The following is a 25005-nucleotide window of genomic DNA, read 5'->3' on the forward strand; positions in this document are numbered from 1 at the left end:
GCCCCTTTATCGACTGGAGTAGCCCATGGACGTCATCCGCGACTTTCCCCATCCGATCCGCGAGATCGAGCACTGCCTGATCCCTCTGCGTGACGGCACCCAACTGGCTGCGCGTATCTGGCTGCCGGCCGATGCCGGCACCCGGCGTTACCCGGCAATTCTCGAATACCTGCCCTATCGCAAGCGCGATGGCACCGCAGTGCGCGATGCCCTGACCCATCCCTGGATGGCGGGCCAGGGTTACGCCTGCGTGCGCGTGGACATGCGTGGCAACGGCGAGTCCCAGGGCTTGATGGCCGACGAGTACCTGCCCCAGGAGCAGCAGGACGCCCTGGAGGTGCTCGACTGGCTCTGCGCCCAACCCTGGTGCGACGGCAACCTGGGGATGATGGGCATCTCCTGGGGCGGCTTCAACGGCCTGCAAGTGGCTGCCCATCAACCCGCAGCACTGAAAGCCATCATTACCCTGTGCTCCACCGACGACCGCTACGCCGACGACATTCATTACAAGGGTGGCAACCTGTTGATGGAAAACCAGGGCTGGGCCGCCACCATGCTCAACTTCAGCGCCGCCGTACCGGACCCGCTGCTGGTACAGGACTGGCAGGCGCAATGGCAGCAACGCCTGGACGCCATGCCGATGCTGGCCGAAACCTGGCTGCAGCATCAGACCCGTGACGACTACTGGCGCCAGGGCTCGGTGTGCGAGGACTACGCGGCGATCAAGGCCGCGGTGTACTGCATCGGCGGTTGGGGCGATGCCTACAAGAACAGCGTGCCGCGCCTGATGCAGCACCTGAATGGCCCGAAGAAAGCCCTGCTCGGCCCCTGGATTCACAAGTACCCGCACTTTGCCGTGCCCAACCCGGCCATTGGTTTTCTCCAGGAGGCCAAGCGCTGGTGGGACCACTGGCTCAAGGGCATCGACAACGGGGTGATGGACGAGCCCGCCTGCACCTTCTACCTGCAGGACGCCGTGCCGCCCAAAGCCAGCTACGCCGAACGCCCGGGCGTGTGGGTGCAGACCGCCGGCTGGCCCGATCCACAGATCCAGTGGCAGACCTTCAGCCTCAGCGACAGCGGGCTCAGCGCGGGAGCGCAAGCGCTGAGCGCAAGTCGCAGCATCTGCTCGCCCCTGACCACCGGCCTGCATCAGGGCGAGTACTGCGCCATCTGGTTCGGACCGGACGGCCCCACCGACCAGCGCCGGGACGATGCCCATTCACTGTGCTTCGACAGCCAGCCCTTGAGCGAGCCCCTGGCCTTGCTGGGTGATGTGCGCCTGGACCTGCGTCTGACCTCGGACCGGCCTTGCGGGCAGATCGTCGCCCGGCTCAATGCCGTAGCCCCGGACGGTCAGGTGGCGCAGATCACCTACGGCACCCTGAACCTGTCGCTGCGCGACGACTTCGCCGTGGCCAGCCCACCCGAGCCCGGCGCGCCCCTCCAGGTTCGCTTCAACCTCGACCATGTCGGTTATCGCCTGCCGGCCGGTTATCGCCTGCGCCTGGCGTTGAGCACCGCCAGCTTCCCGTTGCTGTGGCCGGCCCGGGAACTGACCACCCTGACCCTGCTGCCCGAGGTGCAGAGCGTGCAATTGCCGGTGTTCATCGGCGAACCCGTGGCGTGTCCGTTCGAAGCCCCGCAAAGCGCCCCGCCGGCCAACCTGGAAATCATCCGCGCCGCCGCCCCCAAGCGCAGCCTCAGCGAAGACGTGGCCAGCGGCGAAGTCTGCGTGCGTATCGACGACGACCTGGGCGCCATGCGCTTGCTCGATCACGGCCTGTGGGTCGACCAGCGCTGCACCGAGCAGTACCGCACCCTGCCCTGGGACCCGCTGTCGACCCGAGCCGATATCCAATGGCAGTACCGGGCCGGTCGCGGCACCTGGTCGGTGGAAGTGGACAGCACCCTGGGCCTGCACGCCGACGCACAATGGTTCTACCTGCGCGCCACCCAGGTTGCGCGACTCGATGGCCGGCAGATTCATCAACGCCAGTGGCACAAACGGATCGCCCGATCCACGCTGTAAAGCGTGGCAGGATGCCCAATCTCCGAGACTCGGCGGGACGCAGGACACAGCGCCCGCCCCTGTAGACTGGTACCCGCATGTCGCATCGAAACGTCGATCTGCCCCCTCTCAACTGCCTGCAGCCTTTCGAGGCCGTGGCCCGTCATTTGAGCTTTACCCGGGCCGCCCAGGAGCTGAACCTGACCCAGAGCGCGGTGAGCCGCCAGATCAAGCGTCTGGAGGCAAACCTCGCCCGGCCGCTGTTCCACCGCCACAACCTGGGCATCAGCCTGACCCCGGCGGGCGAGCGCTACTTTCGCACCATCCAGCGCCTGCTGCGCGAGCTGGACCGCGAGTCGGCGGAACTGCGCCGGCGCGGCGCCGAGCGCCAGCTGACCCTGGCCAGCACCCCGACCATCAGCTCGATCTGGCTGGCGCGCCTGCTGCCAGCGTTCCAGAGCCTGTATCCGGAGCTGGACATCCGCATCCTCTGCAGTGAAAGCCCCCTGCACCTGGATGTCAGCGAGTACGACCTGGGACTGTTCTATCACCTGGACGAGTTGCCGGCGCCCCTGGGCCTGGAGCTGACCCCGGTCTTTGCCGGGGAGCAGGTGATCTGCGTCTGCAGCCCGGACTACCTGAGCCGCAAGGGGCCGATTCGTGATCCGCAACACCTGCTGCAGGAACACCGGCTGCTGATTGTCGAAGACCACTATCACGACTGGCTGACCTGGTCCGACTGGTTCAGTGCCGTGGGCGCGACCTATCACTCCCCGCAACATGCCCTGCGCACCAACAGCTACCAGTTGCTGATGCAGTCGGCAGTGATGGGCCAGGGGGTAGCCCTGGGCTGGGAAAGCCTGCTGCAGGACGAACTCGCCGCCGGACGCCTGCAACGCGCACTGCCGCAGCGCATGCCCAGCCGCGGGCGCCTGAACCTGATGCAACCGCACCACCGCAATCCGCCATCCGCCGTACGCCGCTTTCGCCAATGGCTGCTGGAACACACCCACCTTGCCCACGACACCGGTCCTTGACCGCCCCGACCTGACGACTCATGAACCTGAACCTGCTGACATTCCCCGCGCTCTACTGCGCCACCCTCCTGATGCTTGCCGGCAACGGGCTGTTCTTCAGCTTTATCGGCCTGCGCCTGACCAGCGACGGGGTCGGCGAACTGTGGATCGGTGGCCTGACCGCCGCCTATTACGCCGGCATGGTCTGCGGCGCCAAGTTCGGCCATCGGATGATCGCCGCGGTTGGTCATATCCGTTCCTACGTCGCCTGCGCGGGTGCCGCGACCATGATCGTGCTCCTGCACCTGCTGTTCGAAGATCTGTGGTTGTGGCTGGTGCTGCGCTTCATCACCGGCCTGGTGATGATGAACCAGTACATGGTGATCGAAAGCTGGCTCAACGAGCAGGCGGGCAACCAGCAGCGCGGCGCGGTGTTCGCCGGCTACATGGTGGCGGTCTCCCTGGGCTTGATGCTGGGTCAGAGCGTGCTGATCTGGCGTCCCGAGCTGGACTTCAAGCCTTTGCTGATCGTCGCCCTGTGTTTCGCCGCCTGCCTGATACCCGTCGCCCTGACCCGACGCCTGCACCCGGCCAAGCTGGTGGCAGCCCCCCTGCAGATCGGCTTTTTCTGGCGCCGGGTGCCGCAAGCCCTGAGCACGGTGTTCATCACCGGACTGCTGGTCGGTTCGTTCTATGCCCTGGCACCGGTGTTCATCACCTTGAGCGGCCTGGACACGGCCCAGGCCGGCACTTTCGTCGCCGTGGCGATCCTGGCCGGGCTGTGCGGCCAGTGGCCGCTCGGCTGGCTTTCGGATCGCCTCGACCGCGCACGACTGATCCGCGCCTGCGCGCTGCTCCTGTGCCTGGTGACTGTGCCTTTGTGGGGGCTGGTCGGCCTGTCGTTTACCTTCTTGCTGCTGTTCGCCTGCCTCAGCGGCCTGCTGCTGTTCAGCCTCTACCCACTGGCGGTCGCCCTGGCCAACGACCACATTGAGCAACCCCAACGCGTGGCCCTGAGCGCCATGCTCCTGGCCACCCACGGCGTCGGCGCCTGTCTGGGGCCGCTGCTCAGCGGCGCGCTGATGAACCTCTATGGCCACAACGCCTTGTACATGGTGTTTTCGCTGTTCGCCCTGCTGCTGGCCTGGCGGGTACAACCGAGCAAGGTCAGCGGGGAGTTCCGGGTCGACGACGCGCCGTTGCAGCACGTGGCCATGCCCGAGCATCCGCCAAGCGTGCAGGCCTCGACCCTTGATCCACGCATCGAGGCTGTGCCCGGGGAGTGGCTGATCCAGGCGCCGCCGCCCGGTGAACCAGGGCACAGCACGCTCAAGACCGACGCTGCATCCGCCTGATTCAGGCAGGGTTTAATTGGACGCTGAGCCGAATACATGCTCTATTCGGCTCACCGTAAGAGCTGAATAGAGCATGTATTCGGCTCATCCCCAGAGAGCCCGTCCATGGACCACCCACGCTGGATCTGGCAACACCCTACCTGGCACAGCTTCGACTGGCAGGCCGAGCGTCTTGCGCCGCTGTTGCGCGAATGCGCTCAGGCTCAAGGCCGTTTGTTGGGCATGTCGGGCGTGGTGGACCAGGAACTGAGCGTCCAAAGTGAACTGGACGCGTTGCTGCAGAACATCCTCACTTCATCTGCCATCGAAGGTGAACATCTGAATGTCGGCTCGGTGCGCTCATCCCTGGCGCGGCGACTGGGCCTGGAGCTCCCTCTGGAAAGCCGCACCAGCCCACGCAGCGAAGGCCTGGCGGAGCTGACCCTGGATGCCACCCAGCACTTTGCCCAACCCCTGAGCCCTGCACGACTGATGCGTTGGCATCAGTGGCTGTTTCCCACGCAAGAGCAGCACCTGATGAGCCTGCCGATCCGGGTCGGCGAACTGCGCGGGGAGGCACCGATGCAAGTGGTGTCAGGTCGCCTCGATCGTCCCACCGTACACTTCGAGGCGCCGCCCAGAGCCGGCCTTGAGCAACAGTTGCAGAGCTTCCTGGAATGGTTCGAGTCCAGCCGTCATCTGCCCGGGCTCGACCCGCTGCTGCGGGCCGGGGTCGCGCATTTCTGGTTCGTCACCCTGCACCCCTTCGATGACGGCAACGGCCGTTTGGCCCGAGCCATCACTGACCTGGCTCTGGCCCAGGCCGAACACCAGGCTATTCGCTTCTATGCCATGTCCTCCAGCATCCTCAAGGACCGCGCGGGCTACTACCGGATACTGGAAAACAGCCAGCGCGGCGGGATGGATATCAGTGCCTGGCTGGAGTGGTTCCTGCAAACCCTGCTCAGCAGCCTGCAGCAGGCGATGTCACGCATCGACCGGGTACTGGACAAGACTCGCTTCTGGCAGCAGCACCGCCAGCAGGCGCTGTCTGCGCAACAGATCAAAGTGCTCAATCGCCTGTTCGACGGGGATCAGGACAGCTTTGCCCATGGCATCAGCGCCAGCCAATACCAGGCGCTGGCCAAGGTCTCCAAGGCCACCGCAACCCGCCACCTGGCCGACCTGCTGGCCAAAGGCTGCATCATCCGCTTGCCCGGAGGTGGCCGCAGCACCCGCTATGCAGCGAACCTGCCGGAGCGTCTTGGAGCCCCAGGAAAAACTCCGTGAAAAGCGCAAGCCAAGGCCACTGAAACCCGGGCCAGCAAGCGCTTCTCATTTGCCCGAAACCCCGGTGTCTGCTAGTGTCGCGCCGGTTTAACGTCAACCGGGATAGCCGCCATGGCCCGCAAAAAAGCTGCCTTAGATTTCGAACAATCCCTCGCCGACCTGCAAACCCTGGTCGAGCGTCTGGAGAACGGCGAGCTGTCGCTGGAAGACTCGTTGACCGCCTTTGAACAAGGCATCGGCCTGACCCGTGATTGCCAGGCCGCCCTGGCCCAGGCCGAGCAGAAGGTGCAGATCCTGCTGGAGCGCGATGGCGAACTGGCCGAACAACCTTTCGACGCGGAACAGCCAGAATGATTGCCGCTTATCAGGCCACCAGCCAGGCCCGCGTCGACGCTGCAATGCACACCCTGCTCACCGCTCCAAGCCCCGAACTTGCCCGCCTTTATGAAGCCATGCGCTACAGCGTGATGAATGGCGGCAAGCGCGTGCGCCCGCTGCTGGCCTACGCCGCCTGCGAGGCGCTGGGCGGCAGGCCCGAGCAAGCCAACGGCGCGGCCTGCGCGGTGGAACTGATTCATGCTTACTCCCTGGTCCACGACGACCTGCCGGCCATGGACGATGACGACTTGCGTCGCGGCCAGCCCACCACCCACAAGGCGTTCGACGAAGCCTGCGCGATCCTCGCCGGCGACGGCCTGCAGAGCCTGGCCTTCAGCGCCCTGCTGGACCCGGGCCTGAGCGACGCCAGCGCCGAGATCCGCCTGCGCATGGTCACCACCCTGGCCCAGGCCGCAGGCCCGGCGGGCATGGTGGGCGGCCAGGCCATCGACCTGGGCTCGGTGGGGCTCAAGCTCGATCAGAAAGCCCTGGAGTACATGCACCGGCACAAGACCGGCGCGCTGATTGAAGCCAGCGTGATTCTCGGGGCCCTGGCCAGCGGCCGGGCCGAGAAAGACGAGCTCAAGGCCCTGCAGACCTACGCTCAGGCAGTCGGCCTGGCATTCCAGGTGCAGGACGACATCCTCGACGTCGAAAGCGATACCGCAACCCTGGGCAAGCGCCAGGGTGCCGACATCGCTCGGGACAAACCGACCTACCCGGCGCTACTGGGCCTGGCCGCAGCCAAGGAATACGCCCTGGAATTGCGGGACCAGGCGCTGCATGCGCTGCGTCCGTTTGACGCAGCGGCCGAGCCCTTGCGCGAGCTGGCGCGGTATATCGTCGAGCGCCGCAGCTGATCAACTCCCGATAGCCGGACCGCATATCGGCCAAGTTCGGCGCTCCGCGTGGGCAGCTTGCGATGCATAAGGTAAACTGCCGCCTCTTTCTATACCTATAACGATTCGCCTGATGCCCACGACGTTTCATGAGATTCCCCGCAAACGCCCTACCACGCCGCTGCTCGACCGTGCCCAGACGCCGGACGGCCTGCGTCGGTTAGGTGAAGCCGAGCTGGAAACCCTGGCCGATGAGTTGCGCCTGGAATTGCTCTACACGGTCGGCCAGACCGGCGGGCATTTCGGTGCCGGCCTCGGGGTCATCGAGCTGACCATTGCGTTGCATTACGTGTTCGACACCCCGGACGACCGGCTGGTGTGGGACGTGGGTCACCAGGCGTATCCGCACAAGATCCTCACCGGTCGTCGCGAACAGATGGCCAGCCTGCGCCAGAAAGATGGCCTCGCGGCCTTCCCGCGGCGCTCCGAGAGCGAGTACGACACCTTTGGCGTCGGCCACTCCAGCACCTCCATCAGCGCCGCCCTGGGCATGGCCATCGCCGCCCGCCTGCAGCACAGCGAGCGCAAGGCCATCGCAGTGATCGGCGACGGCGCCCTGACCGCGGGCATGGCCTTCGAGGCGCTGAACCACGCGCCGGAAGTGGACGCCAACATGCTGGTGATCCTCAACGACAACGACATGTCGATCTCGCGCAATGTCGGCGGGCTGTCCAACTACCTGGCCAAGATCCTCTCCAGCCGCACCTACGCCAGCATGCGCGAAGGCAGCAAGAAAGTGCTGTCGCGCCTGCCCGGTGCCTGGGAAATCGCTCGCCGCACCGAAGAATACGCCAAGGGCATGCTGGTCCCCGGCACCCTGTTCGAAGAACTGGGCTGGAACTACATCGGCCCCATCGATGGCCACGACCTGCCGACCCTGATCGCCACCCTGCGCAACATGCGTGACCTCAAGGGTCCGCAGTTCCTGCATGTGGTGACCAAGAAGGGCAAGGGCTTCGCCCCGGCGGAAGTCGACCCGATCGGCTACCACGCCATCACCAAACTGGAACCCCTGGATGCTCCGGCGGCCGCACCGAAAAAGGCCGGCGGTCCGAAGTATTCCGGCGTCTTTGGCGAGTGGCTGTGCGACATGGCCGCCGCCGATCCGCGCCTGGTGGGCATCACCCCGGCGATGAAGGAAGGCTCGGACCTGGTGGCCTTTAGCGAGCGTTTCCCGCTGCGCTACTTCGACGTGGCGATTGCCGAGCAGCACGCAGTGACCCTGGCAGCCGGCATGGCCTGCGAAGGCGCCAAGCCGGTGGTGGCGATCTACTCCACCTTCCTGCAGCGCGGCTATGACCAACTGATCCACGACGTGGCGGTACAGAACCTCGATGTGCTGTTCGCCATCGACCGTGCCGGCCTGGTGGGCGAAGACGGCCCGACCCACGCCGGCAGCTTCGACCTGTCCTACCTGCGTTGCATCCCCGGCATGCTGGTGATGACCCCGAGCGACGAGAACGAGTTGCGCAAGATGCTCAGCACCGGGCACCTGTACAACGGCCCCGCCGCCGTGCGCTACCCGCGCGGCACCGGCCCCAACGCGCCGATCGACAAGGACCTGGAACCGATCGAGATCGGCAAGGGCGTGATCCGCCGCCAAGGCAAGCAAGTGGCCCTGCTGGTATTCGGCGTGCAACTGGCCCAAGCCCTGCAAGTGGCCGAAAAGCTCGACGCCACCGTGGTCGACATGCGTTTCGTCAAACCCCTGGATGAAGCCCTGGTCCGCGAGATCGCCGGTAGCCACGAACTGCTGGTGACCATCGAGGAAAACGCCATCATGGGCGGCGCCGGTGGCGCGGTCAGCGAATTCCTGGCCCGCGAGAACATCCTCAAGCCGATCCTGCACCTGGGCCTGCCGGATGCCTACGTCGAGCACGCCAAACCGGCGCAGATGCTTGCCGAATGCGGCCTCGACGAAGCCGGCATCGAAGCTTCGGTGCGCCAGCGTCTGGAACTGCTGGGCCTGTAACCGCCACACTCGAATGCACACGCCCGCCACGCGGGCGTGTGCTGCAAAACCCGACCTTTCGCTGTACGCGGTCAAGGCCGCAGTGCGCTAATGGAATAGCCATGCAACTTGCTCGCTTTGCCCTGCCCCTTTGCCTCCTGCCTTGCACTGAACTCCTGGCCGAGACTCTCGGGCGCGGTCAGGCATTGAAACTGTCCGAGACACTGATCAGCACCAACCGCCAGGTACAGGCGCGCAACGACAGCAGCGCGGCGAACACGGTATTCACCCGGGAAGATATCGACCGCCTGCAACCCACCAGCCTGACCGACCTGCTGCAACGGGCGCCCGGGGTCCAGGTTGCCCAGAGCGGCGGACGCGGCAACCTGCCGAACATTTTCATTCGCGGCACCAACTCGGCCCAGAGCCTGGTGCTGGTGGATGGCCAGCGCATCAGCAGTTCATCCTCCGGCGACAGCAACCTGCAATTCATCAGCGTCGAGCAGATCGAACGGGTGGAAGTGCTGCGTGGCTCGCGCTCGGTGATCTACGGTAGCGACGCCATTGGCGGGGTGATCCAGATCTTCACCCGGCGCGGCGCCGAGTCGGGGCTGCATGGGCGCATGCGTGTCGCCGCTGGCAGCAACCAGACCTGGGAACGCAGCCTGGGCCTTTCCGGCGGCGACGCCCAGACTCGCTTCAGCCTCGGCGCCAACCTGGATGAGAGCGCCGGAATCGACTGGACCCACGCCTCCTACCCCAGCGATGCGGATCACGATGGCTACCGCAACCAATCCCTGAGCTTCACCCTCAGCCATGCCCTCAGCGACGACCTGGAAGTGGGCTTCAACCTGCTGGATAACCGAGGCCGCAGCCGTTATGACAATCCGTTCGGCCCGGAGCAGGACCCTTACACCGACTTCACCGTCAGCAGTGTCAGCGGCTTTATCGATGCGACGGTCAATGACCGCTGGCAGTCGCGACTGGAGCTGGGCCACAGCGAGAACCGCGACCTCAAGCGAGATAAGCTCAGCGACCAAAACAGCGTGTTCAACACCTACCGCGACTCGCTCGCCTGGCAAAACGATCTGCGCCTGAATGCGCAGCACAGCCTGATCCTTGGCGCCGACTGGTATGAGGACAGACTCAATACCGGGCCGGCCTTTTTCATCGGTAGCACCCCGCTGTACTTCGCCGAAGACAGCCGCTGGAATCGTGGAGCCTTTATCCAGCATCGGTTTCAAGGCGAGAGCTTTTCCACCGAACTGGGCCTGCGCCGTGACCAGAACCAGCAGTACGGCAGCCAGAACACCTGGAGCGGCACCCTGACCCTGCCACTGAATCCGGACAACGACCTGCTGCTGTCCTACAGCGAAGGCTTCCGTGCGCCGAACTTCAGCGACCTGTATTACCCAGGCTTCAGCAACCCGGACCTCAAGCCGGAGCACTCCAGGAGCTACGAACTGCAATGGCGCAGCCAACTGACGCCAAGCAGCCGCCTGGAAACATCGGTGTACCGTACCGACATCAGGGACGCGATCATCTTCGACTTCGGCGCGCAGCGCCCGGAGAACATCGGCTCGGCGAGGATCAATGGCCTGGAAACGGCCCTGAAGCAGGAGTGGTTCGGCTGGCAGAGCAGCCTTGGCGCCGCCATCATCGACCCACGCAACCGTCAGAGCGGAGAGCAACTGCCACGCCGGGCCAGGCGCACCCTGAACCTGGATCTGGACCGGCAGTTCGAGCAGTTGGGCCTGGGCGCCAGTTGGCAACTGGTCAGCGATAGCCGCGAAGATCAATCCCCGCAGAAGCAGGCGCGCCTGGGCGGCTATGGGCTGGTTGGATTGCGCAGCAGCTGGGCCGTCAATCGCGAGATCAAACTGGACCTGAAGCTCGACAATCTTTTCGACAAGTCCTACTCCCGAGCGCTCTACCGCTACGACGGCAACAACTATGGCTACCGCACCGAAGGCCGCACCTGGATGCTCGGCGTGACCTGGACGCCCGAGCTGTAAGATCCGCCGAAGGGGCTCAGCGCTCAGGCGCGATCAAGGCACAGAGCTTGGCAGTCGCTACGATCATCTGCCCACTGGGCCGTTCCAGGCCCTTGTCCCTCACCAGCAACAACCGCCCCTGCCGCACCGCCGCGATCTGCGGCCAGGCCTTCCAGGCATCCAACTGCCCCTGGGCGGTGGCCAGGATCGCCTGCGGATTACGCTGCAATACCGATTCGATACTGACCTGGGGCGCCGGCAGGTGCTGGTCGGCAAATACATTGCGCGCCCCGCAGACACCCAAGGCTTCACTGATGATCTGCCCGCCGCCCACGGTGTACAGCGGCTGATCCCAGACCTGATAGAACACCGGCACGGCGGGCTCGCGGTGATAGCGTGCACGCAGGCTGGCCAGCTGACCATTCAACTCGTCTGCCAGATTGCGCCCGACGGCCGGGCGGCCCAGGCGCTCGCCGATCTCGGCGATCTGCGCCAGCAACTGCTGGAAATCATGGGGTTCGGCAACGTAGGTGGGAATGCCCAGGCGCGCCAGTTGGTCGCGCTGGGCCGGGCCAACACTGCCTGGCCAAAGCAACAGCAGGTCAGGTTTGAGGCTCAGTAGGCGCTCGATATCCAGCTGGCCGTAACGCCCCACCGAAGGCAGGTGTTTGAGCGACGCTGGCCGCTCACCGGCGTCCAGCACTCCCACCAGCAACTCGGCAGCGCCCAGCTCCACGACGATTTCCGTGAGCGACGGCGCCAGGCTGACCACTCGCGGCGCAGCCAGCGTCGGAACGCTGGCCAGCAGGCACAGGACCGCCAGCCAGCGCCACATCAGCCCAGCTGACGAGGAATACGGTAGAGGTAGAACAGCACCGCGGTGGACAGCGCCAGGAGCATCAGCGGCACCGCTTCCAGGCCGACAAACACTGCCAGGGCACCGATCCAGGCGGGCAAGGATGCCGCCAGGAAGGCGGCGCGACGACGGGCCGCCAGGGTGATCCAGGCGGCAGGCTCCTCAGGGGTATCGAGGGCTTTGCCGGCGGCGATCAAGGCATGCTTGTAGCCGTTGAAAAAACGCAGGCTGACGAACATCGAGGCCGTACCGGCGATAAAGAATGGCATCGCCAGCACGGGCATCAACGCCTCGCCCTGACCAAACACCAGGTTGATCACAAACAGCGGCAGCAAGGCCAGAGCCAGGTATTGCCACCAGCTTACGGTCAGACGCCGTTTGACTTGACCCCGAGTCACGCGCGGTCGACCTCGCCCTGGTGCTCGTTGCCCATCATGTGGTCGAGCTTGCTGGCCTTGGTCGCCAGGTACAGCTTGTTGTGGGGGTTGTGCCCGGTGTGCAGCGGCACCCGCTCGGCAACCTGGATGCCCATCTCGGTCAGTGCCTTGACCTTGCGCGGGTTGTTGGTCATCAGGCGTAGGGACTTGACCCCCAGATGCTCGAGCATCGGCAGGCACATGCCGTAGTCACGCTGATCCGCGGCGAACCCCAGGCGCTCGTTGGCTTCCACGGTATCGGCACCACCATCTTGCAGCTCATAGGCACGGATCTTGTTCAGCAGGCCAATACCGCGACCTTCCTGACGCAGGTACAGCAATACGCCGCGACCTTCCCGGGCGATGGCCCGCAGGGCGGCTTCCAGCTGCGAGCCGCAATCGCAACGCTGGCTGAACAGGGCGTCACCGGTCAGGCATTCGGAGTGCAGGCGACCGAGAACCGGCGCGCCATCGGCGATGTCCCCCAGGCTGAGCACGACGTGCTCGCGACCGGTGGCTTCATCGAGAAAACCATGCATGGTGAATTGCGCAAAAGGTGTAGGCAGCTTGGAGGCGGCAACAAAAACGACGGGCACTGTTGTGCTCCTGATCTGTATGAGGACTGGAGATTCGCAGAGGCGGCATTGTAACAGCAGCCTCCACTGCACGCTTAGGCTGAATTATCGGAGATAAATATCGATAAGTTTGATCAACGGACCGCCGGACGCGGACTCCCATCAAAGGGATAAGGCTGCTTCCAACGCTCGAAGATTGGCCGTAATCGCCCTGTACTCACCAACTGCGCCATGCGCTGGTCATACAGCTCGCGCATTTCCCGGCCCCGGGGATTACTGGCAAACCCCAGGTACAGCGGCAGCTCGGCCAAATGGGTGCGCTTGAACTGGCTCGGGTCCTGAGCCTGGCTCAGCACATAATCGATCTCGGTCTGGGCATCGATATAGTAGTCGGCGCGACTGTAGAGCAGCATCGGCAGGATACCGACACGCCGCCGGATCTCGTTGTAGCGGCGAACATTGGGCAGGTAGTCCTGGTACTTGTAGCCACGCACCCAGACCAGTCGGTAACTGCCGAGCGTCGCCGGGCTCAGTTCCGGACTGCTCGCCAGGCCCAGGGCGTAGATGTGGTCCGTGTCGTAGTTCCAGTGCGGGTAGAGCACGCCCGGCGATTCGTCGCGATAAGCCCCAACCTGTGCATCCACCTCGCCGCGCTGCACCAACCCGACCGAACGGGTATAAGGCACGCTGTAACGCTCGATGGTGATTCCCACGGGCTCGAAGACTTCGCGCAGGATGTCCCAGGCCAACCCATCGCCGTCGGCCTCGGTGTATTCGCTCCAGACCTCACTGGCGATGCGAATCTGCCCGGATGGCGCCTGCAGCTCGCCGGCCCGGACGCTGCAACAGCTCCAGGCAACCAGCAACACCAGCAGCACGCGGCAGACATCCATGCCTAATTCCTCAGTTGAAGCACCACACCAGCCCTTGCATCGCCAACCAGGCAAACACGCCAGCCAGCACATCATCGAGCATGATGCCGACACCGCCATGCACATGCCGGTCGACCCAGCGAATCGGCCACGGCTTGAGAATGTCGAAGAAACGGAACATTAGAAACCCCGCCAACAGCCAGTACCAGCCCTCGGGCACCAGCCACAGGGTGATCCACATGCCGACCATCTCGTCCCAGACGATACCTTCGTGGTCATGCACCCGCAGATCGTCGGCGACCTTGCCGCACAGCCAGAAGCCGAACAGCATGGTGACGCCGAGCATCAGCCAGTAGCCCCAGTCCGGCAACATCTGCCACAGCGGGATAAAGGGTAGTGCAACCAGCGAGCCCCAGGTGCCTGGCGCCTTGGGCAAGGTGCCGGAACCAAAACCGAACGCCAGGAAATGCCAGGGATTACGCCAGACCGACGGCGGTACGAACTCCGCCGGGACCTGTTTGGGATGATCTGTCACGGTGTCTCCGCAAAGTGTTGATAACCCCGGGTGCCGGGGGTGATGTCCTGGCCGCCGGCGTCCAGCAGGGTCACGCCCTGCCCGGCCACCACTTGCCCCACCACCTGCACCGGCCAACCAGCCGCCAACAGCGGCGCCAGCTCGGCAGGCGGCAAGGTAAAGGCCAGGACATAGTCATCGCCGCCACTCAAGGCCGCAGCGCGGGCACCCTGTTCGCCAAGAAAGCTCAACAATGCCGGCGACAGTGGCAATTTCTCCACCTCCACCTGCAAGGCGACCTTCGAAGCGGCCGCGATATGCCCGCAATCGGCCAGCAGGCCATCGGAGATATCCAGGGCCGAGGTGGCCTTGCCCCGCAGTGCCTGGCCCAGGGCCAATTGCGGTTGCGGTGACCAGTAGTGAGCCAGCAAGGGGGCGGCGATGGTTGCATCAGCGCTGCGCTGGCCCAGGACCAGCGGCAGGGCTCCGGCGGCATTGCCCAACTCACCGCCGACGCACAGCAAATCACCCACACGGGCACCACCGCGGGTCAGGGCAAGGCCTGCGGGCACTCGCCCGAAGACGGTCAGGGTCAAGGTCAGCGAGCCACGAGTGGTGTCGCCACCAATCAGGCGCACGTCGCAACTCTGGGCCATGGCGTTCAGGCCGCGGGCATAGGCCTGCAGCCAATCGGCGCTTACCGTCGGCAGGGTCAGGGCAAGGGTAAAGGCCAGCGGAGTGGCGCCCATGGCAGCCAGATCGCTGACAGCCACCGCCAGGGAGCGCTGGCCTAAAAGATAGGGGTCGCAGGGATCGGCGAAATGCACACCGGCCACCAGGGTGTCGGTGGAAATCGCCAACTGCTCGCCCGGAGCAACCGCCAGCAAGGCGCAGTCGTCACCAATCCCCAGGGCAACACCCTCGCCGCCTTGCGCACAAGGCGCGGCAGCGAAGAAGTTACGGATCAGCTCAAACTCGCCCATGGCAGCTGCAAGCGCGGTTCAGCGCTTGAACGCCTTCACTTCAGCTTCACGCAGGCGTGGGGCCAGCTTGTCGAGAACACCGTTGACGAACTTGTGGCCGTCGGTGGAACCGAAAACCTTGGCCAGTTCGATACCTTCGTTGATCACAACGCGGTACGGCACGTCGACGCGCTTGAGCAGTTCCCAGGTGGACAGCCGCAGTACCGCCAGTTCAACCGGGTCCAGCTCATCGATGGCCAGGTCCAGGCAAGGCACGAGCGCGTTGTCGATCTCGTTCTTGTTGGCCGGAACTCCGTGCAGGATCTCCCGGAAGTAGGCGCCGTCGATGTCAGTGAAATCGTTGTCGACCCGAAACTGCGCTTCGATCTCGTTCAGCGAATGCTTGGCCATGTGCCATTGGTACAGCGCCTGGGTCGCGAGCTGACGGGCTTCGCGACGCTTGGCGCTCTTGGATGGCTTGCCGGCGTTGGCAGGCTTGGGATCGCGCGGGTTGAAACGATCGCTATCGTCGCTAATCACTTGGCCTCCAACTGCGCCAGCAGGCTGACCATTTCCAGGGCGGACAGGGCAGCTTCAGCACCTTTGTTGCCGGCCTTGGTGCCGGAACGTTCGATGGCTTGTTCGATCGAGTCAACGGTCAGCACGCCGAAGGCCACTGGTACGCCGAACTCCATGGACACCTGGGCCAGGCCCTTGGTGCATTCGCCGGCCACGTATTCGAAGTGCGGAGTACCGCCACGAATGACCGCGCCCAGGGCGATGATCGCCGCGAACTCACCTTTCTGTGCGACTTTCTGCGCGACCAACGGAATTTCGAAGGCGCCAGGGGCACGGATGATGGTGATGTCGCTTTCGCTCACGCCATGGCGAACCAGGGCGTCAACCGCGCCGCTGACCAGGCTTTCGACGACGAAGCTGTTGAAACGGCCGACCACCAGGGCATAGCGGCCTTTAGGGGCGATGAAGGTACCTTCGATGGTCTTCAGGGTCATTCGACAAATCTCTTAAAGAGCCAGAGCGTGTCTAGCACACGCTCTTCAGTGATATTTGAACCGCGAATTTCAAGCCGGAAACGACCGGCTTTTATTCGGAGGGCACGTATTCTACAACTTCCAGGTCGAAACCGGATATCGCATTAAACTTCATCGGCGCACTCATCAGGCGCATTTTACGTACGCCCAGGTCGCGAAGGATCTGCGAACCGGCACCGACGATGCTGTAGGTGGTGGGTTTCTTCACCGGCTGGTGTTCCGCTGTTTCACGGATGTGCGCCAGCAGTACATCGCCATCCAGCGGGTGACCCAGCAACAGCACCACGCCACTGCCGGCCTCGGCCACTTTGACCATGGCCGCGCGCAGGCTCCAGCGGCCCGGCTGCTTGACCATCAGCAAGTCGCGCAGCGGGTCCATGTTATGCACGCGCACCAGGGTCGGCTCTTCAGCACAGATATCGCCCAGGGTCAGGGCCATGTGCACGTCGCCTTCCACCGAATCACGATAGGTCACCAGGTTGAACTGGCCCAATTCGCTGTCCAGGGGCTGCTCGGCAATCCGCTGAACGGTACGTTCGTGGATCATCCGATAGTGAATCAGGTCGGCGATGGTGCCGATCTTGATGTTGTGTTCAGCGGCGAAGGCTTCCAGTTCGGTACGACGGGACATGGTGCCGTCGTCGTTCATCACTTCGCAGATCACCCCGCTTGGCTCGAAACCGGCCATGCGCGCCAGGTCGCAGGCGGCTTCGGTGTGGCCGGCACGGGCCAGGGTACCGCCGGGTTGGGCCATCAGCGGGAAGATGTGACCCGGGCTGACGATGTCCTCGGCCTTAGCGTCCTTGGCCGCTGCCGCTTGTACGGTACGCGCACGGTCAGCGGCGGAGATGCCGGTGGTCACGCCTTCGGTGGCCTCGATGGAGACGGTGAACTTGGTGCCGAAGCCCGAACCGTTGCGCGGCGCCATCAGCGGCAGCTTGAGCAGTTCGCAGCGCTCGCGGCTCATGGGCATGCAGATCAGGCCACGGGCGTGCTTGGCCATGAAGTTGATGTGTTCGGCCTTGCAGCACTCGGCGGCCATGATCAGGTCGCCTTCGTTCTCGCGGTCTTCGTCATCCATGAGGATGACCATCTTGCCTTGGCGGATGTCTTCAACCAGTTCTTCGATGCTGTTGAGCGCCACGCGGCACCCCCTTGGGTCAGGATTTGAGATAGCCGTTAGCGGCCAGAAAACTTTCGGTAATGGTGCCGCCGGTGGTGGCTTCAGCCGCCTTGTCACCCAACAGCAGGCGTTCCAGGTAGCGCGCCAGCAGGTCGACCTCGAGGTTGACCTGCCGACCCGGCCGGTAGTCGGCCATGATGGTTTCCGCCAGGGTGTGGGGCACGATGGTCAGCTCGAACTCGGCGCCATTGACCGCGTTGACCGTCAGGCTGGTGCCGTCGACGGTGATCGAGCCTTTATGGGCGATGTACTTGGCCAGTTCTTTCGGTGCGCGGATGCGGAACTGAATGGCCCGGGCATTTTCTTCCCGCGCCACCACTTCGCCGACACCGTCGACGTGACCGCTGACCAGGTGACCGCCCAGACGGGTGGTCGGGGTCAGGGCTTTCTCCAGGTTGACCCGGCTGCCGGCTTTCAACTGATGGAAGGCCGTGCAATCGAGGGTCTCGCGGCTGACATCGGCCCAGAAACCATCGCCAGGCAGCTCAACCGCAGTCAGGCAGACGCCGTTCACCGCGATGCTGTCGCCCAGTTTGACGTCGGCCAGATCAAGCTTGCCGGTTTCTACATAGACCCGCACATCTCCGCCTTTTGGGGTCAATGCGCGAATGCTGCCGATGGATTCGATGATGCCGGTGAACATGGAGTCCTCCTCGAGAACAGGGCCGCCGGGTAGGCGAAAGTCGGGAATTATACGCTCGCTGGCGGGGCCGGGATGGCAGTGACTCGCCAGTCATCGCCCACCGCACGCATTTCAATGATCTTGAGCAACGGTGCCTCGCTCATCTGCGCCAGCGGCCAGTCCAGCAACGGCCGCGCCGAGGAACCGAGGAACTTGCCGGCGACGAAGATCTGGTACTCGTCCACCAGACCCTGCTGGGCAAAGGCTCCCGCCAGCCGCGGGCCGGCTTCCACCAGCACTTCATTGACGCCACGGGCGGCCAGCTCCAACAGCAAGCGATGCAGGTCGACCTGGCCATCGGGGCCGGGAACGATCAGGCACTCCGGGCCGTTGGCATATTGCTCTTCCACGGCCGCACAGGTGGCCACCAACACCGGTCCGGCCTTGAAGAACGGCGCGTCGAGAGGCACCCGCAAACGACCATCGATCAACACCCGCAGCGGTGGGCGACTCATGGCCAGGGCAGTCTGCTCAGGGTCCAGGCCCAGCTCAGCGGCGCGGACGGTCAGCCGGGCGTCATCCGCCAGCACTGTGTCGGCACCGGTCAGCACCACCGAAGATTCGGCCCGCAGACGCTGCACCGCAGAACGAGCGGCAGGCCCGGTAATCCATTGGCTCTCGCCACTGGCCATAGCAGTGCGACCGTCGAGACTCATCGCCAGCTTGACCCGCACATAAGGCAGGCCGTGCTCCATGCGTTTCAGGAAACCCTTGTTGATCGCACGGGCCTCGGCTTCCAGTACACCGCTGTGGGTATCGATGCCGGCCTGGGCCAGACGCTGTAAACCGCGACCGGCCACTTCCGGGTTCGGGTCCTGCATCGCCGCAACCACCCGCGCCACCCCGGCATTGACCAGGGCATCGGCGCAAGGCGGTGTGCGGCCGTGATGGCTGCAAGGCTCGAGAGTCACATAAGCCGTGGCGCCACGGGCCAGTTCCCCGGCGGCACGCAGGGCATGGACTTCAGCGTGGGGTTCACCGGCACGCACATGCCAGCCTTCGCCTACCACCTGGCCGTCGCGAACGATGACACAGCCGACGCGAGGGTTGGGATGGGTGGAATACCGGCCCTTGCGCGCCAGTTCCAGGGCACGGGCCATGTAGTGCGCGTCGAGTACCGCTTGCTCCGGGGACAGGCTCATTGCTTGGCCGGCTCGCGGGCGAGACGGTCGATCTCTTCGCGGAATTCGTTGAGATCCTGGAAACGTCGATAGACCGAAGCGAAACGGATATAGGCGACTTCATCGAGCTTCTGCAGCTCGGTCATCACCAGTTCACCCACGACCAGGGATTTGACTTCGCGCTCGCCAGTGGCCCGCAGCTTGTGCTTGATGTGCACCAGCGCCGCCTCCAGACGCTCGACACTGACCGGGCGTTTTTCCAGGGCGCGCTGCATACCGGCGCGCAGTTTTTCTTCGTCGAAGGGCTGACGGCTGCCGTCAGTCTTGATCAGGCGCGGCATCACCAGTTCGGCGGTTTCGAAGGTGGTGAAGCGTTCACCACAGGCCAGGCATTCACGCCGGCGGCGCACCTGTTCGCCCTCGGCGACCAGACGCGAGTCGATGACCTTGGTGTCGTTGGCACCGCAGAAGGGACAGTGCATGGTGGCAGGCAACAAAAAAAGGGAGGGCCATGGTAGCGCATCCCACTGGCAAGACAAGCCATAGCCTTTACGGTATACAGACCGACTATTATGTTTCGCACATGGACATTCGCCTTGTTGGAGCTTCAGATGCCGCTCAGACCGCTCGTTTTGCTCAGTCTCGTCAGCCTGCTGGTCGCTTGCAGCAGCGATGCCCCGAAACCTGCGGCCCCCTCTTCTTCACAGCAACAGACCACGCAAAAAAATCAGGAACCTGCCGATCTTGGGCCCTTGCCGGCCTACCAGCGGGAACTGAGCGGTACCCTCGATGGGGTGCCGGCCGGCGCCAACGTCGAGCTGGCGCTGCTGGTGATCGATGAGCGCGGCCGTCCGCAACGCTTGCTGGCCAGCAACAACTTGACCGGCACCAACCAGGCCCTGCCCTTTCGCCTGCGTTTCGCTCCCGACGCCTTCCCCGCCGGCGCCCGGGTCGAACTGCGCGGCCGCGCCAGCCAATCCGGCCAGTTGATCCTGCACCTGCCGGCGCTGCGCATCGACCAACCCACCACCCAGGCCCTGGGACCACTGCAATTCGTCAAAGCCCCATGAAGGTACCGCTCGACCTGCAAGACGCCCTAAGCGAGCTGCTGGGTGATGCGCAACTGGTGGCCTGCGAGCTGCCCGACACGCGCCTGAAACTCTGGCTGATCGACGCCCAGAACATGGACCGCGCCTTCACCCCGGAAGAAACCCGACGCATTCTCCATGAACCGCCTTACTGGAGTTTCTGCTGGGCCAGCGGCCTGGCCCTGGCCCGTTACCTGGCCGAACACCCGCACTGGGTGCAAGGCAAGCGGGTGCTGGACTTCGGTGCCGGTTCCGGGGTGGCGGCGATTGCCGCGGCCAAGGCCGGCGCCCTGGAAGTGGTGGCCTGCGACCTCGATCCACTGGCCATCGCCGCCTGCCGGGCCAACGCCGCACTCAACGACGTCGAACTGAGCTATTCAACGGACTTTTTCGCCGAGGCTGATCGCTTCGACCTGATCCTGGTGGCGGACGTGCTCTATGACCGAGCCAACCTGCCGCTGCTGGATGAATTCCTCAGCCGCGGCCGCGAAGCCCTGGTGGCGGATTCCCGGGTCAGGGACTTCCAGCACCCGCTGTATCAGCGCCTGGAAATGCTCAACGCCCTGACTCTGCCTGACCTGGCCGAGCCTTGGGAGTTTCGCAACGTGAGCCTGTATCACGCGCAGCGGCCATTCACCGACGACCCGGCTGCCACGGGCAATAGCGATCTACTTCGCGCAACTTTATAGTGGTTCCATTCCCGCTTATTCGAGATACCCCATGAGTCAGGACACGCCGTATATCTTCGACGCCCGCACCGCTGATTTCGACCAGTCGGTGATCGAGAACTCCTTCCACAAACCGGTCCTGGTGGACTTCTGGGCAGAATGGTGCGCGCCCTGCAAGGCGCTGATGCCGATGCTGCAACAGATCGCCGAGAGCTATCAGGGCGAGTTGCTGCTGGCCAAGGTCAACTGCGATATCGAGCAGGACATCGTCGCCCGCTTCGGCATCCGCAGCCTGCCCACTGTGGTGCTGTTCAAGGACGGTCAACCGGTGGACGGCTTTGCCGGCGCACAACCGGAATCCGCAGTACGGGCCATGCTCGAACCCCATGTGCAGATGCCGCCACCCCCTGCCGCCGACCCGCTGGAGCAGGCCGAAGCCTTGTTCAACGACGCTCGTATCGGCGACGCCGAGGCCCTCCTCAAAGTGCTGCTGGGGGAAGACAACAGCAACGCTAAGGCCCTGATTCTCTACGCCCGCTGCCTGGCCGAGCGCGGCGAACTGGGCGAAGCCCAGACCGTGCTCGACGCGGTCAAGAGCGATGAACACAAGGCTGCCCTGGCCGGTGCCAAGGCGCAGATCACCTTCCTCAAGCAAGCGGCGGATCTGCCGGATGCCGCCGACCTCAAGGCGCGCCTGGCCAAGGACCCGCTGGACGACGAGGCAACCTACCAGCTGTCGATCCAGCAACTGGCCCGCCAGCAATACGAAGCGGCGCTGGAAGCCTTGCTCAAACTCTTCATGCGCAACCGCAGCTACAACGAAGGCATTGCCCACAAGACCCTGCTGCAAGTTTTCGACCTGTTGGGCAACGATCACCCGCTAGTGACCGCGTATCGCCGCAAACTGTTCGCCGCGCTGTACTGAGCAGGATGTGCCGGCTCATGCAACTGGCTTGTGTAGGAGCTGGCTTGCCAGCGAAAGGGTTCTGACAGACCGAACGCGTTCGCCAGCAAGCTGGCTCCTACAGGATCATTGCACCCAGCTGTAGAGCGGCGTATCGGCGCCGCTGATCACCTTGACCTCGGCGCAGTGGCGCAAGCGCACCAGCAAACGCTTGCCCGCCGCCGCGCTGCCGGTCAGCCCCTGCAACTGCTCCAGCAACTCGGGCCCGCTGATCTGGCCCGCCTTGCGCAACAGATCCTTGGCGGTCTGCCACAACGCATCGTCCTGACTGGCCGGCCGGGTAGCTACCGCGACACTTTCAGGCTTGGCCGCCTGCAACTGCGCGCCCAGTTGCGCCCAATCGCCTTCGTCCAGTTCCAGGGTCAAATCCACCGGCCAATCGCCGATGCTTCCACGAATCCGCAACATCGCTGTGCTCCCACATTTTTCTGACGAGCATGCTCCCACGCGTCTTGCGCAACGCCAAGCGGGCGGTCAAACTCTGCGGCCAATTGTTATAAGATCACATAACATTTATTTCATCTTCGCCCTGGAGACTTGCTATGCGCCGTCTGCTACTCGCCCTGCCCTTCGCCCTGTTGCCGCTGGCCGTTGCCCAGGCCGCGCAAGCCCATGATCACGAGCATGAACACGGCAGCCTCGGCGCCCACGAACACGGCGTGGCCCGTTTGAACGCAGTGCTCGACGGCCAGGCCCTGGAGCTGGAACTGGAAAGCCCGGCGATGAACCTGGTGGGGTTCGAACACGCCCCCAGCACCGACGCCGACAAAGCCAAGGTCGCTGCCGCCCGCACTCAACTGGAACAGCCCCTGGCGCTGTTCAGCCTGCCCAAGGCCGCCGCCTGCACCGTGGCCAAACAGGAACTGGAGAGCCCGCTGTTCGGCGACAAGCCCGATGCCGATGCCCACGATGACGATGACAAGGACGCGGCAGGTCATGAACATCACCACGAACACAGCGAGATCCACGCTCACTACCAGTTCACCTGCGCCAAGCCGGACGCCCTGAAGAACCTCGACCTGGGACAAGTCTTCAAGACCTTCCCCGCCACCCAGAAAATTCAGGTACAACTGATTTCGCCAAACGGCCAGCAAGGTGTCGAAGCCACCGCCAAGGCTGCCACCCTAAAGTTCTAAGCGCTGCGCCTGTAGCCGCAGCTCCAGCAGCGGCTACACCACTCACTGCATGATCGGCCCAACATGACCCAAGCACTTATCGAACTGTCCGACCTGGGCTTCAGCTGGCCCGGCCACCCTCAGTTGCTGGACATCCCGAGTTTCCGCCTGGAAGCCGGCGAAACACTGTTCCTCAAGGGCCCCAGCGGCAGCGGCAAGACCACACTGCTGGGCTTGCTGGGCGGGGTGCAGAAACCCAACCAGGGCAGCATCCGCCTGCTGGGCCAGGAGCTGACCGAGCTGGCCGCCGGAGCACGTGACCGCTTTCGCGTCGATCACACTGGCTACATCTTCCAGCAGTTCAACCTGCTGCCGTTTCTCTCGGTGCGCGAGAACGTCGAACTGCCCTGCCACTTCTCCAAACTGCGGGCCAGCCGCGCCATTCAGCGCCACGGCAGCGTCGATCAGGCGGCCGCCACTTTGCTGGCCCATCTGGGTCTGAAGGACCCCGACCTGCTCGGCCGTCGTGCCGACTCGCTGTCCATCGGTCAACAGCAACGGGTCGCCGCCGCCAGGGCCCTGATCGGCCAGCCAGAGCTGGTGATCGCCGACGAACCCACCTCGGCGCTGGACTACGACGCCCGGGAAGCCTTCATCCAACTGCTCTTCGCCGAGTGCCGCGAGGCTGGAGCCAGCCTGCTGTTCGTCAGCCATGACCAGAGCCTGGCGCCGCTGTTTGATCGCAACCTGTCGCTGGCCGAACTCAATCGCGCCGCCACGCCCGCAGAGGTCTGAGATGTATCTGTTCCGTCTAGCCATGGCCAGCCTGGCTAACCGCCGCTTCACCGCGATCCTCACCGCCTTCGCCATTGCTCTCTCGGTCTGCCTGCTGCTGGCGGTGGAACGGGTCCGCACCGAAGCCCGGGCCAGTTTCGCCAGCACCATCAGCGGCACCGACCTGATCGTCGGCGCCCGCTCCGGCTCGGTGAACCTGCTGTTGTACTCGGTGTTTCGCATCGGCAACGCCACCAACAACATCCGCTGGGACAGCTTCGAGCACTTCGCCAACAACCCAAAGGTGAAGTGGGCGATCCCGATTTCGCTGGGCGACTCCCATCGTGGCTACCGGGTCATGGGCACCACCGAGGCCTACTTCCAGCACTACCAGTACGGTCATCAGCAGAGCCTGCAACTGGCCGTGGGCCGGGCTTTCGCCAGTGATCCTTTCGAGGTGGTACTGGGGGCCGAAGTCGCCGATGCCCTGCACTACAAACTTGGCGACAAGCTGGTGCTGGCCCACGGCGTGGCGGCCATCAGCCTGGTCAAGCATGACGACAAGCCCTTCACCGTGGTGGGTATCCTCAAGCGCACCGGTACTCCGGTGGACCGCACGCTGCATATCAGCCTGGGCGGTATGGAGGCGATCCACATCGACTGGCACAACGGCGTGCCAGCCCGTGGCGACGGTCGTATTACTGCCGATCAGGCGCGCAACTTGGACCTGACGCCCCAGGCGATCACCGCCTTCATGCTTGGCCTCAACAGCAAGATTTCGACCTTCGCCCTGCAACGGGAGATCAACGAATTTCGCGGCGAGCCGATGCTGGCGATCCTGCCCGGCGTGGCCCTGCAGGAACTCTGGAGCCTGATGGGCACCGCCGAGAAAGCCTTGTTCGTGGTGTCGCTGTTCGTGGTTCTTACCGGCCTGATCGGCATGCTCACGGCGATCCTCACCAGCCTCAACGAGCGTCGTCGGGAGATGGCCATCCTGCGTTCGGTAGGCGCCCGTCCCTGGCATATTGCAACCCTGCTGGTACTGGAGGCGTTCGCCCTGGCACTGTTCGGGGTCCTGGCCGGCCTGGGCCTGCTGTACCTGGGCATCGCCCTGGCCCAGGGCTACGTGCAATCGAACTATGGCCTGTACCTGCCGCTGTCCTGGCCCAGCCAGTATGAGTGGACGTTGCTGGGCGGTATCCTGATCGCCGCGCTGCTGATGGGCAGCGTGCCGGCCTGGCGCGCCTACCGGCAATCCCTGGCCGATGGCCTGTCGATTCGTTTATGAGC

27 protein-coding genes are annotated in these 25005 nt (G+C 64.2%); 14 read left to right on the plus strand and 13 right to left on the minus strand.

The window, feature by feature from the left end:
- Positions 1–25: 25 nt before the first annotated feature.
- The 8 genes from LOY69_RS26665 to LOY69_RS26700 all read left to right on the plus strand — a co-directional run bounded on the left by LOY69_RS26665 (position 26) and on the right by LOY69_RS26700 (position 10894).
- Positions 26–2032 (plus strand): CocE/NonD family hydrolase, encoded by a 2007-nt coding sequence (locus LOY69_RS26665; RefSeq protein WP_265073825.1) that lies wholly within the window; start codon positions 26–28, stop codon positions 2030–2032.
- Positions 2033–2109: 77 nt separating this feature from the next.
- Positions 2110–3048 (plus strand): LysR substrate-binding domain-containing protein, encoded by a 939-nt coding sequence (locus LOY69_RS26670; protein ID WP_110652023.1) that lies wholly within the window; start codon positions 2110–2112, stop codon positions 3046–3048.
- 20 nt (positions 3049–3068) lie between these two features.
- Positions 3069–4382: an MFS transporter gene (locus LOY69_RS26675; RefSeq protein WP_265073826.1), complete on the plus strand. Its 1314-nt coding sequence runs from the start codon at positions 3069–3071 to the stop codon at positions 4380–4382.
- Between the two features lie 105 nt (positions 4383–4487).
- Positions 4488–5651: a Fic family protein gene (locus tag LOY69_RS26680; protein ID WP_265073827.1), complete on the plus strand. Its 1164-nt coding sequence runs from the start codon at positions 4488–4490 to the stop codon at positions 5649–5651.
- 111 nt (positions 5652–5762) lie between these two features.
- A complete protein-coding gene (locus tag LOY69_RS26685) occupies positions 5763–6005 on the plus strand; it encodes an exodeoxyribonuclease VII small subunit (protein WP_011063724.1) in 243 nt (80 codons plus the stop codon).
- Positions 6002–6889: a polyprenyl synthetase family protein gene (locus LOY69_RS26690; protein WP_265073828.1), complete on the plus strand. Its 888-nt coding sequence runs from the start codon at positions 6002–6004 to the stop codon at positions 6887–6889. Before LOY69_RS26685 ends, LOY69_RS26690 begins: the two co-directional genes overlap by 4 nt.
- Before the next feature lie 112 nt (positions 6890–7001).
- On the plus strand, positions 7002–8900 hold the full coding sequence (dxs, locus tag LOY69_RS26695) for a 1-deoxy-D-xylulose-5-phosphate synthase (RefSeq protein ID WP_102882372.1): 1899 nt from the start codon (positions 7002–7004) through the stop codon (positions 8898–8900).
- Positions 8901–9001: 101 nt separating this feature from the next.
- Positions 9002–10894, plus strand: coding sequence for a TonB-dependent receptor domain-containing protein (locus LOY69_RS26700; protein WP_265073829.1), 1893 nt, complete (start codon positions 9002–9004; stop codon positions 10892–10894).
- A 16-nt stretch (positions 10895–10910) separates the two neighbouring features.
- Here LOY69_RS26700 and LOY69_RS26705 read toward each other — a convergent pair whose 3' ends face one another.
- From LOY69_RS26705 to nrdR, 12 genes are all read right to left on the minus strand, one after another.
- Positions 10911–11708, minus strand: coding sequence for a cobalamin-binding protein (locus tag LOY69_RS26705; protein WP_123390296.1), 798 nt, complete (start codon positions 11706–11708; stop codon positions 10911–10913).
- A complete protein-coding gene (locus LOY69_RS26710) occupies positions 11708–12127 on the minus strand; it encodes an MFS transporter (RefSeq protein WP_102865296.1) in 420 nt (139 codons plus the stop codon). The genes LOY69_RS26705 and LOY69_RS26710 overlap by 1 nt, the downstream gene beginning before the upstream one ends.
- Positions 12124–12741 carry a GTP cyclohydrolase II gene (ribA, locus tag LOY69_RS26715; protein ID WP_102865295.1) on the minus strand — a complete coding sequence of 206 codons (618 nt, stop codon included), beginning with the start codon at positions 12739–12741 and terminating at the stop codon, positions 12124–12126. The genes LOY69_RS26710 and ribA overlap by 4 nt, the downstream gene beginning before the upstream one ends.
- Positions 12742–12854: 113 nt before the next feature.
- A complete protein-coding gene (locus tag LOY69_RS26720) occupies positions 12855–13613 on the minus strand; it encodes a substrate-binding periplasmic protein (RefSeq protein ID WP_110652019.1) in 759 nt (252 codons plus the stop codon).
- 10 nt (positions 13614–13623) lie between these two features.
- Positions 13624–14127 carry a phosphatidylglycerophosphatase A gene (locus LOY69_RS26725; protein ID WP_102865293.1) on the minus strand — a complete coding sequence of 168 codons (504 nt, stop codon included), beginning with the start codon at positions 14125–14127 and terminating at the stop codon, positions 13624–13626.
- Positions 14124–15089: a thiamine-phosphate kinase gene (gene thiL / locus LOY69_RS26730; protein ID WP_265073830.1), complete on the minus strand. Its 966-nt coding sequence runs from the start codon at positions 15087–15089 to the stop codon at positions 14124–14126. Before thiL ends, LOY69_RS26725 begins: the two co-directional genes overlap by 4 nt.
- A gap of 18 nt (positions 15090–15107) precedes the next feature.
- Complete coding sequence (nusB, locus tag LOY69_RS26735; protein WP_102865291.1) at positions 15108–15608, minus strand: transcription antitermination factor NusB; 501 nt, start codon at positions 15606–15608, stop codon at positions 15108–15110.
- Positions 15605–16081, minus strand: coding sequence for a 6,7-dimethyl-8-ribityllumazine synthase (ribE, locus tag LOY69_RS26740; protein WP_003228649.1), 477 nt, complete (start codon positions 16079–16081; stop codon positions 15605–15607). The genes nusB and ribE overlap by 4 nt, the downstream gene beginning before the upstream one ends.
- Positions 16082–16172: 91 nt before the next feature.
- Positions 16173–17264 carry a bifunctional 3,4-dihydroxy-2-butanone-4-phosphate synthase/GTP cyclohydrolase II gene (ribBA, locus tag LOY69_RS26745; RefSeq protein WP_102882377.1) on the minus strand — a complete coding sequence of 364 codons (1092 nt, stop codon included), beginning with the start codon at positions 17262–17264 and terminating at the stop codon, positions 16173–16175.
- Between the two features lie 16 nt (positions 17265–17280).
- Complete coding sequence (locus LOY69_RS26750) at positions 17281–17946, minus strand: riboflavin synthase (protein WP_047306287.1); 666 nt, start codon at positions 17944–17946, stop codon at positions 17281–17283.
- Positions 17947–17993: 47 nt separating this feature from the next.
- Positions 17994–19127 (minus strand): bifunctional diaminohydroxyphosphoribosylaminopyrimidine deaminase/5-amino-6-(5-phosphoribosylamino)uracil reductase RibD, encoded by a 1134-nt coding sequence (gene ribD / locus LOY69_RS26755; RefSeq protein WP_102882378.1) that lies wholly within the window; start codon positions 19125–19127, stop codon positions 17994–17996.
- Positions 19124–19588 (minus strand): transcriptional regulator NrdR, encoded by a 465-nt coding sequence (gene nrdR, locus LOY69_RS26760; protein ID WP_019095943.1) that lies wholly within the window; start codon positions 19586–19588, stop codon positions 19124–19126. Before nrdR ends, ribD begins: the two co-directional genes overlap by 4 nt.
- 129 nt (positions 19589–19717) lie before the next feature.
- Here nrdR and LOY69_RS26765 point away from each other — a divergent pair, with 129 nt between their 5' ends.
- Genes LOY69_RS26765 through trxA form a run of 3 tightly spaced genes read left to right on the plus strand, consistent with a single transcriptional unit; the run spans position 19718 to position 21787 of the window.
- Entirely contained in the window at positions 19718–20176 is a 459-nt protein-coding gene (locus LOY69_RS26765) for a hypothetical protein (RefSeq protein ID WP_265073831.1), read from the plus strand.
- Positions 20173–20883, plus strand: a complete 711-nt coding sequence (locus LOY69_RS26770; protein ID WP_213665104.1) for a class I SAM-dependent methyltransferase — start codon at positions 20173–20175, stop codon at positions 20881–20883. The genes LOY69_RS26765 and LOY69_RS26770 overlap by 4 nt, the downstream gene beginning before the upstream one ends.
- Positions 20884–20914: 31 nt before the next feature.
- Positions 20915–21787, plus strand: a complete 873-nt coding sequence (gene trxA / locus LOY69_RS26775) for a thioredoxin (RefSeq protein WP_102882380.1) — start codon at positions 20915–20917, stop codon at positions 21785–21787.
- A gap of 105 nt (positions 21788–21892) precedes the next feature.
- On the opposite strand, the gene LOY69_RS26780 is transcribed toward trxA, so the two are convergent.
- Positions 21893–22234 carry a hypothetical protein gene (locus LOY69_RS26780; protein ID WP_102882381.1) on the minus strand — a complete coding sequence of 114 codons (342 nt, stop codon included), beginning with the start codon at positions 22232–22234 and terminating at the stop codon, positions 21893–21895.
- A 134-nt stretch (positions 22235–22368) separates the two neighbouring features.
- On the opposite strand from LOY69_RS26780, the gene LOY69_RS26785 reads away from it, so the two are divergent.
- From LOY69_RS26785 to LOY69_RS26795, 3 genes are all read left to right on the plus strand, one after another.
- Complete coding sequence (locus LOY69_RS26785; RefSeq protein ID WP_265073832.1) at positions 22369–22962, plus strand: DUF2796 domain-containing protein; 594 nt, start codon at positions 22369–22371, stop codon at positions 22960–22962.
- A gap of 63 nt (positions 22963–23025) precedes the next feature.
- Positions 23026–23736, plus strand: a complete 711-nt coding sequence (locus LOY69_RS26790) for an ABC transporter ATP-binding protein (RefSeq protein WP_110596268.1) — start codon at positions 23026–23028, stop codon at positions 23734–23736.
- A 1-nt stretch (position 23737) separates the two neighbouring features.
- Complete coding sequence (locus LOY69_RS26795; protein WP_102865281.1) at positions 23738–25003, plus strand: ABC transporter permease; 1266 nt, start codon at positions 23738–23740, stop codon at positions 25001–25003.
- Positions 25004–25005: the final 2 nt, after the last annotated feature.

This window comes from Pseudomonas sp. B21-059 (assembly GCF_026016285.1).
Lineage (GTDB): Bacteria > Pseudomonadota > Gammaproteobacteria > Pseudomonadales > Pseudomonadaceae > Aquipseudomonas > Aquipseudomonas danubii.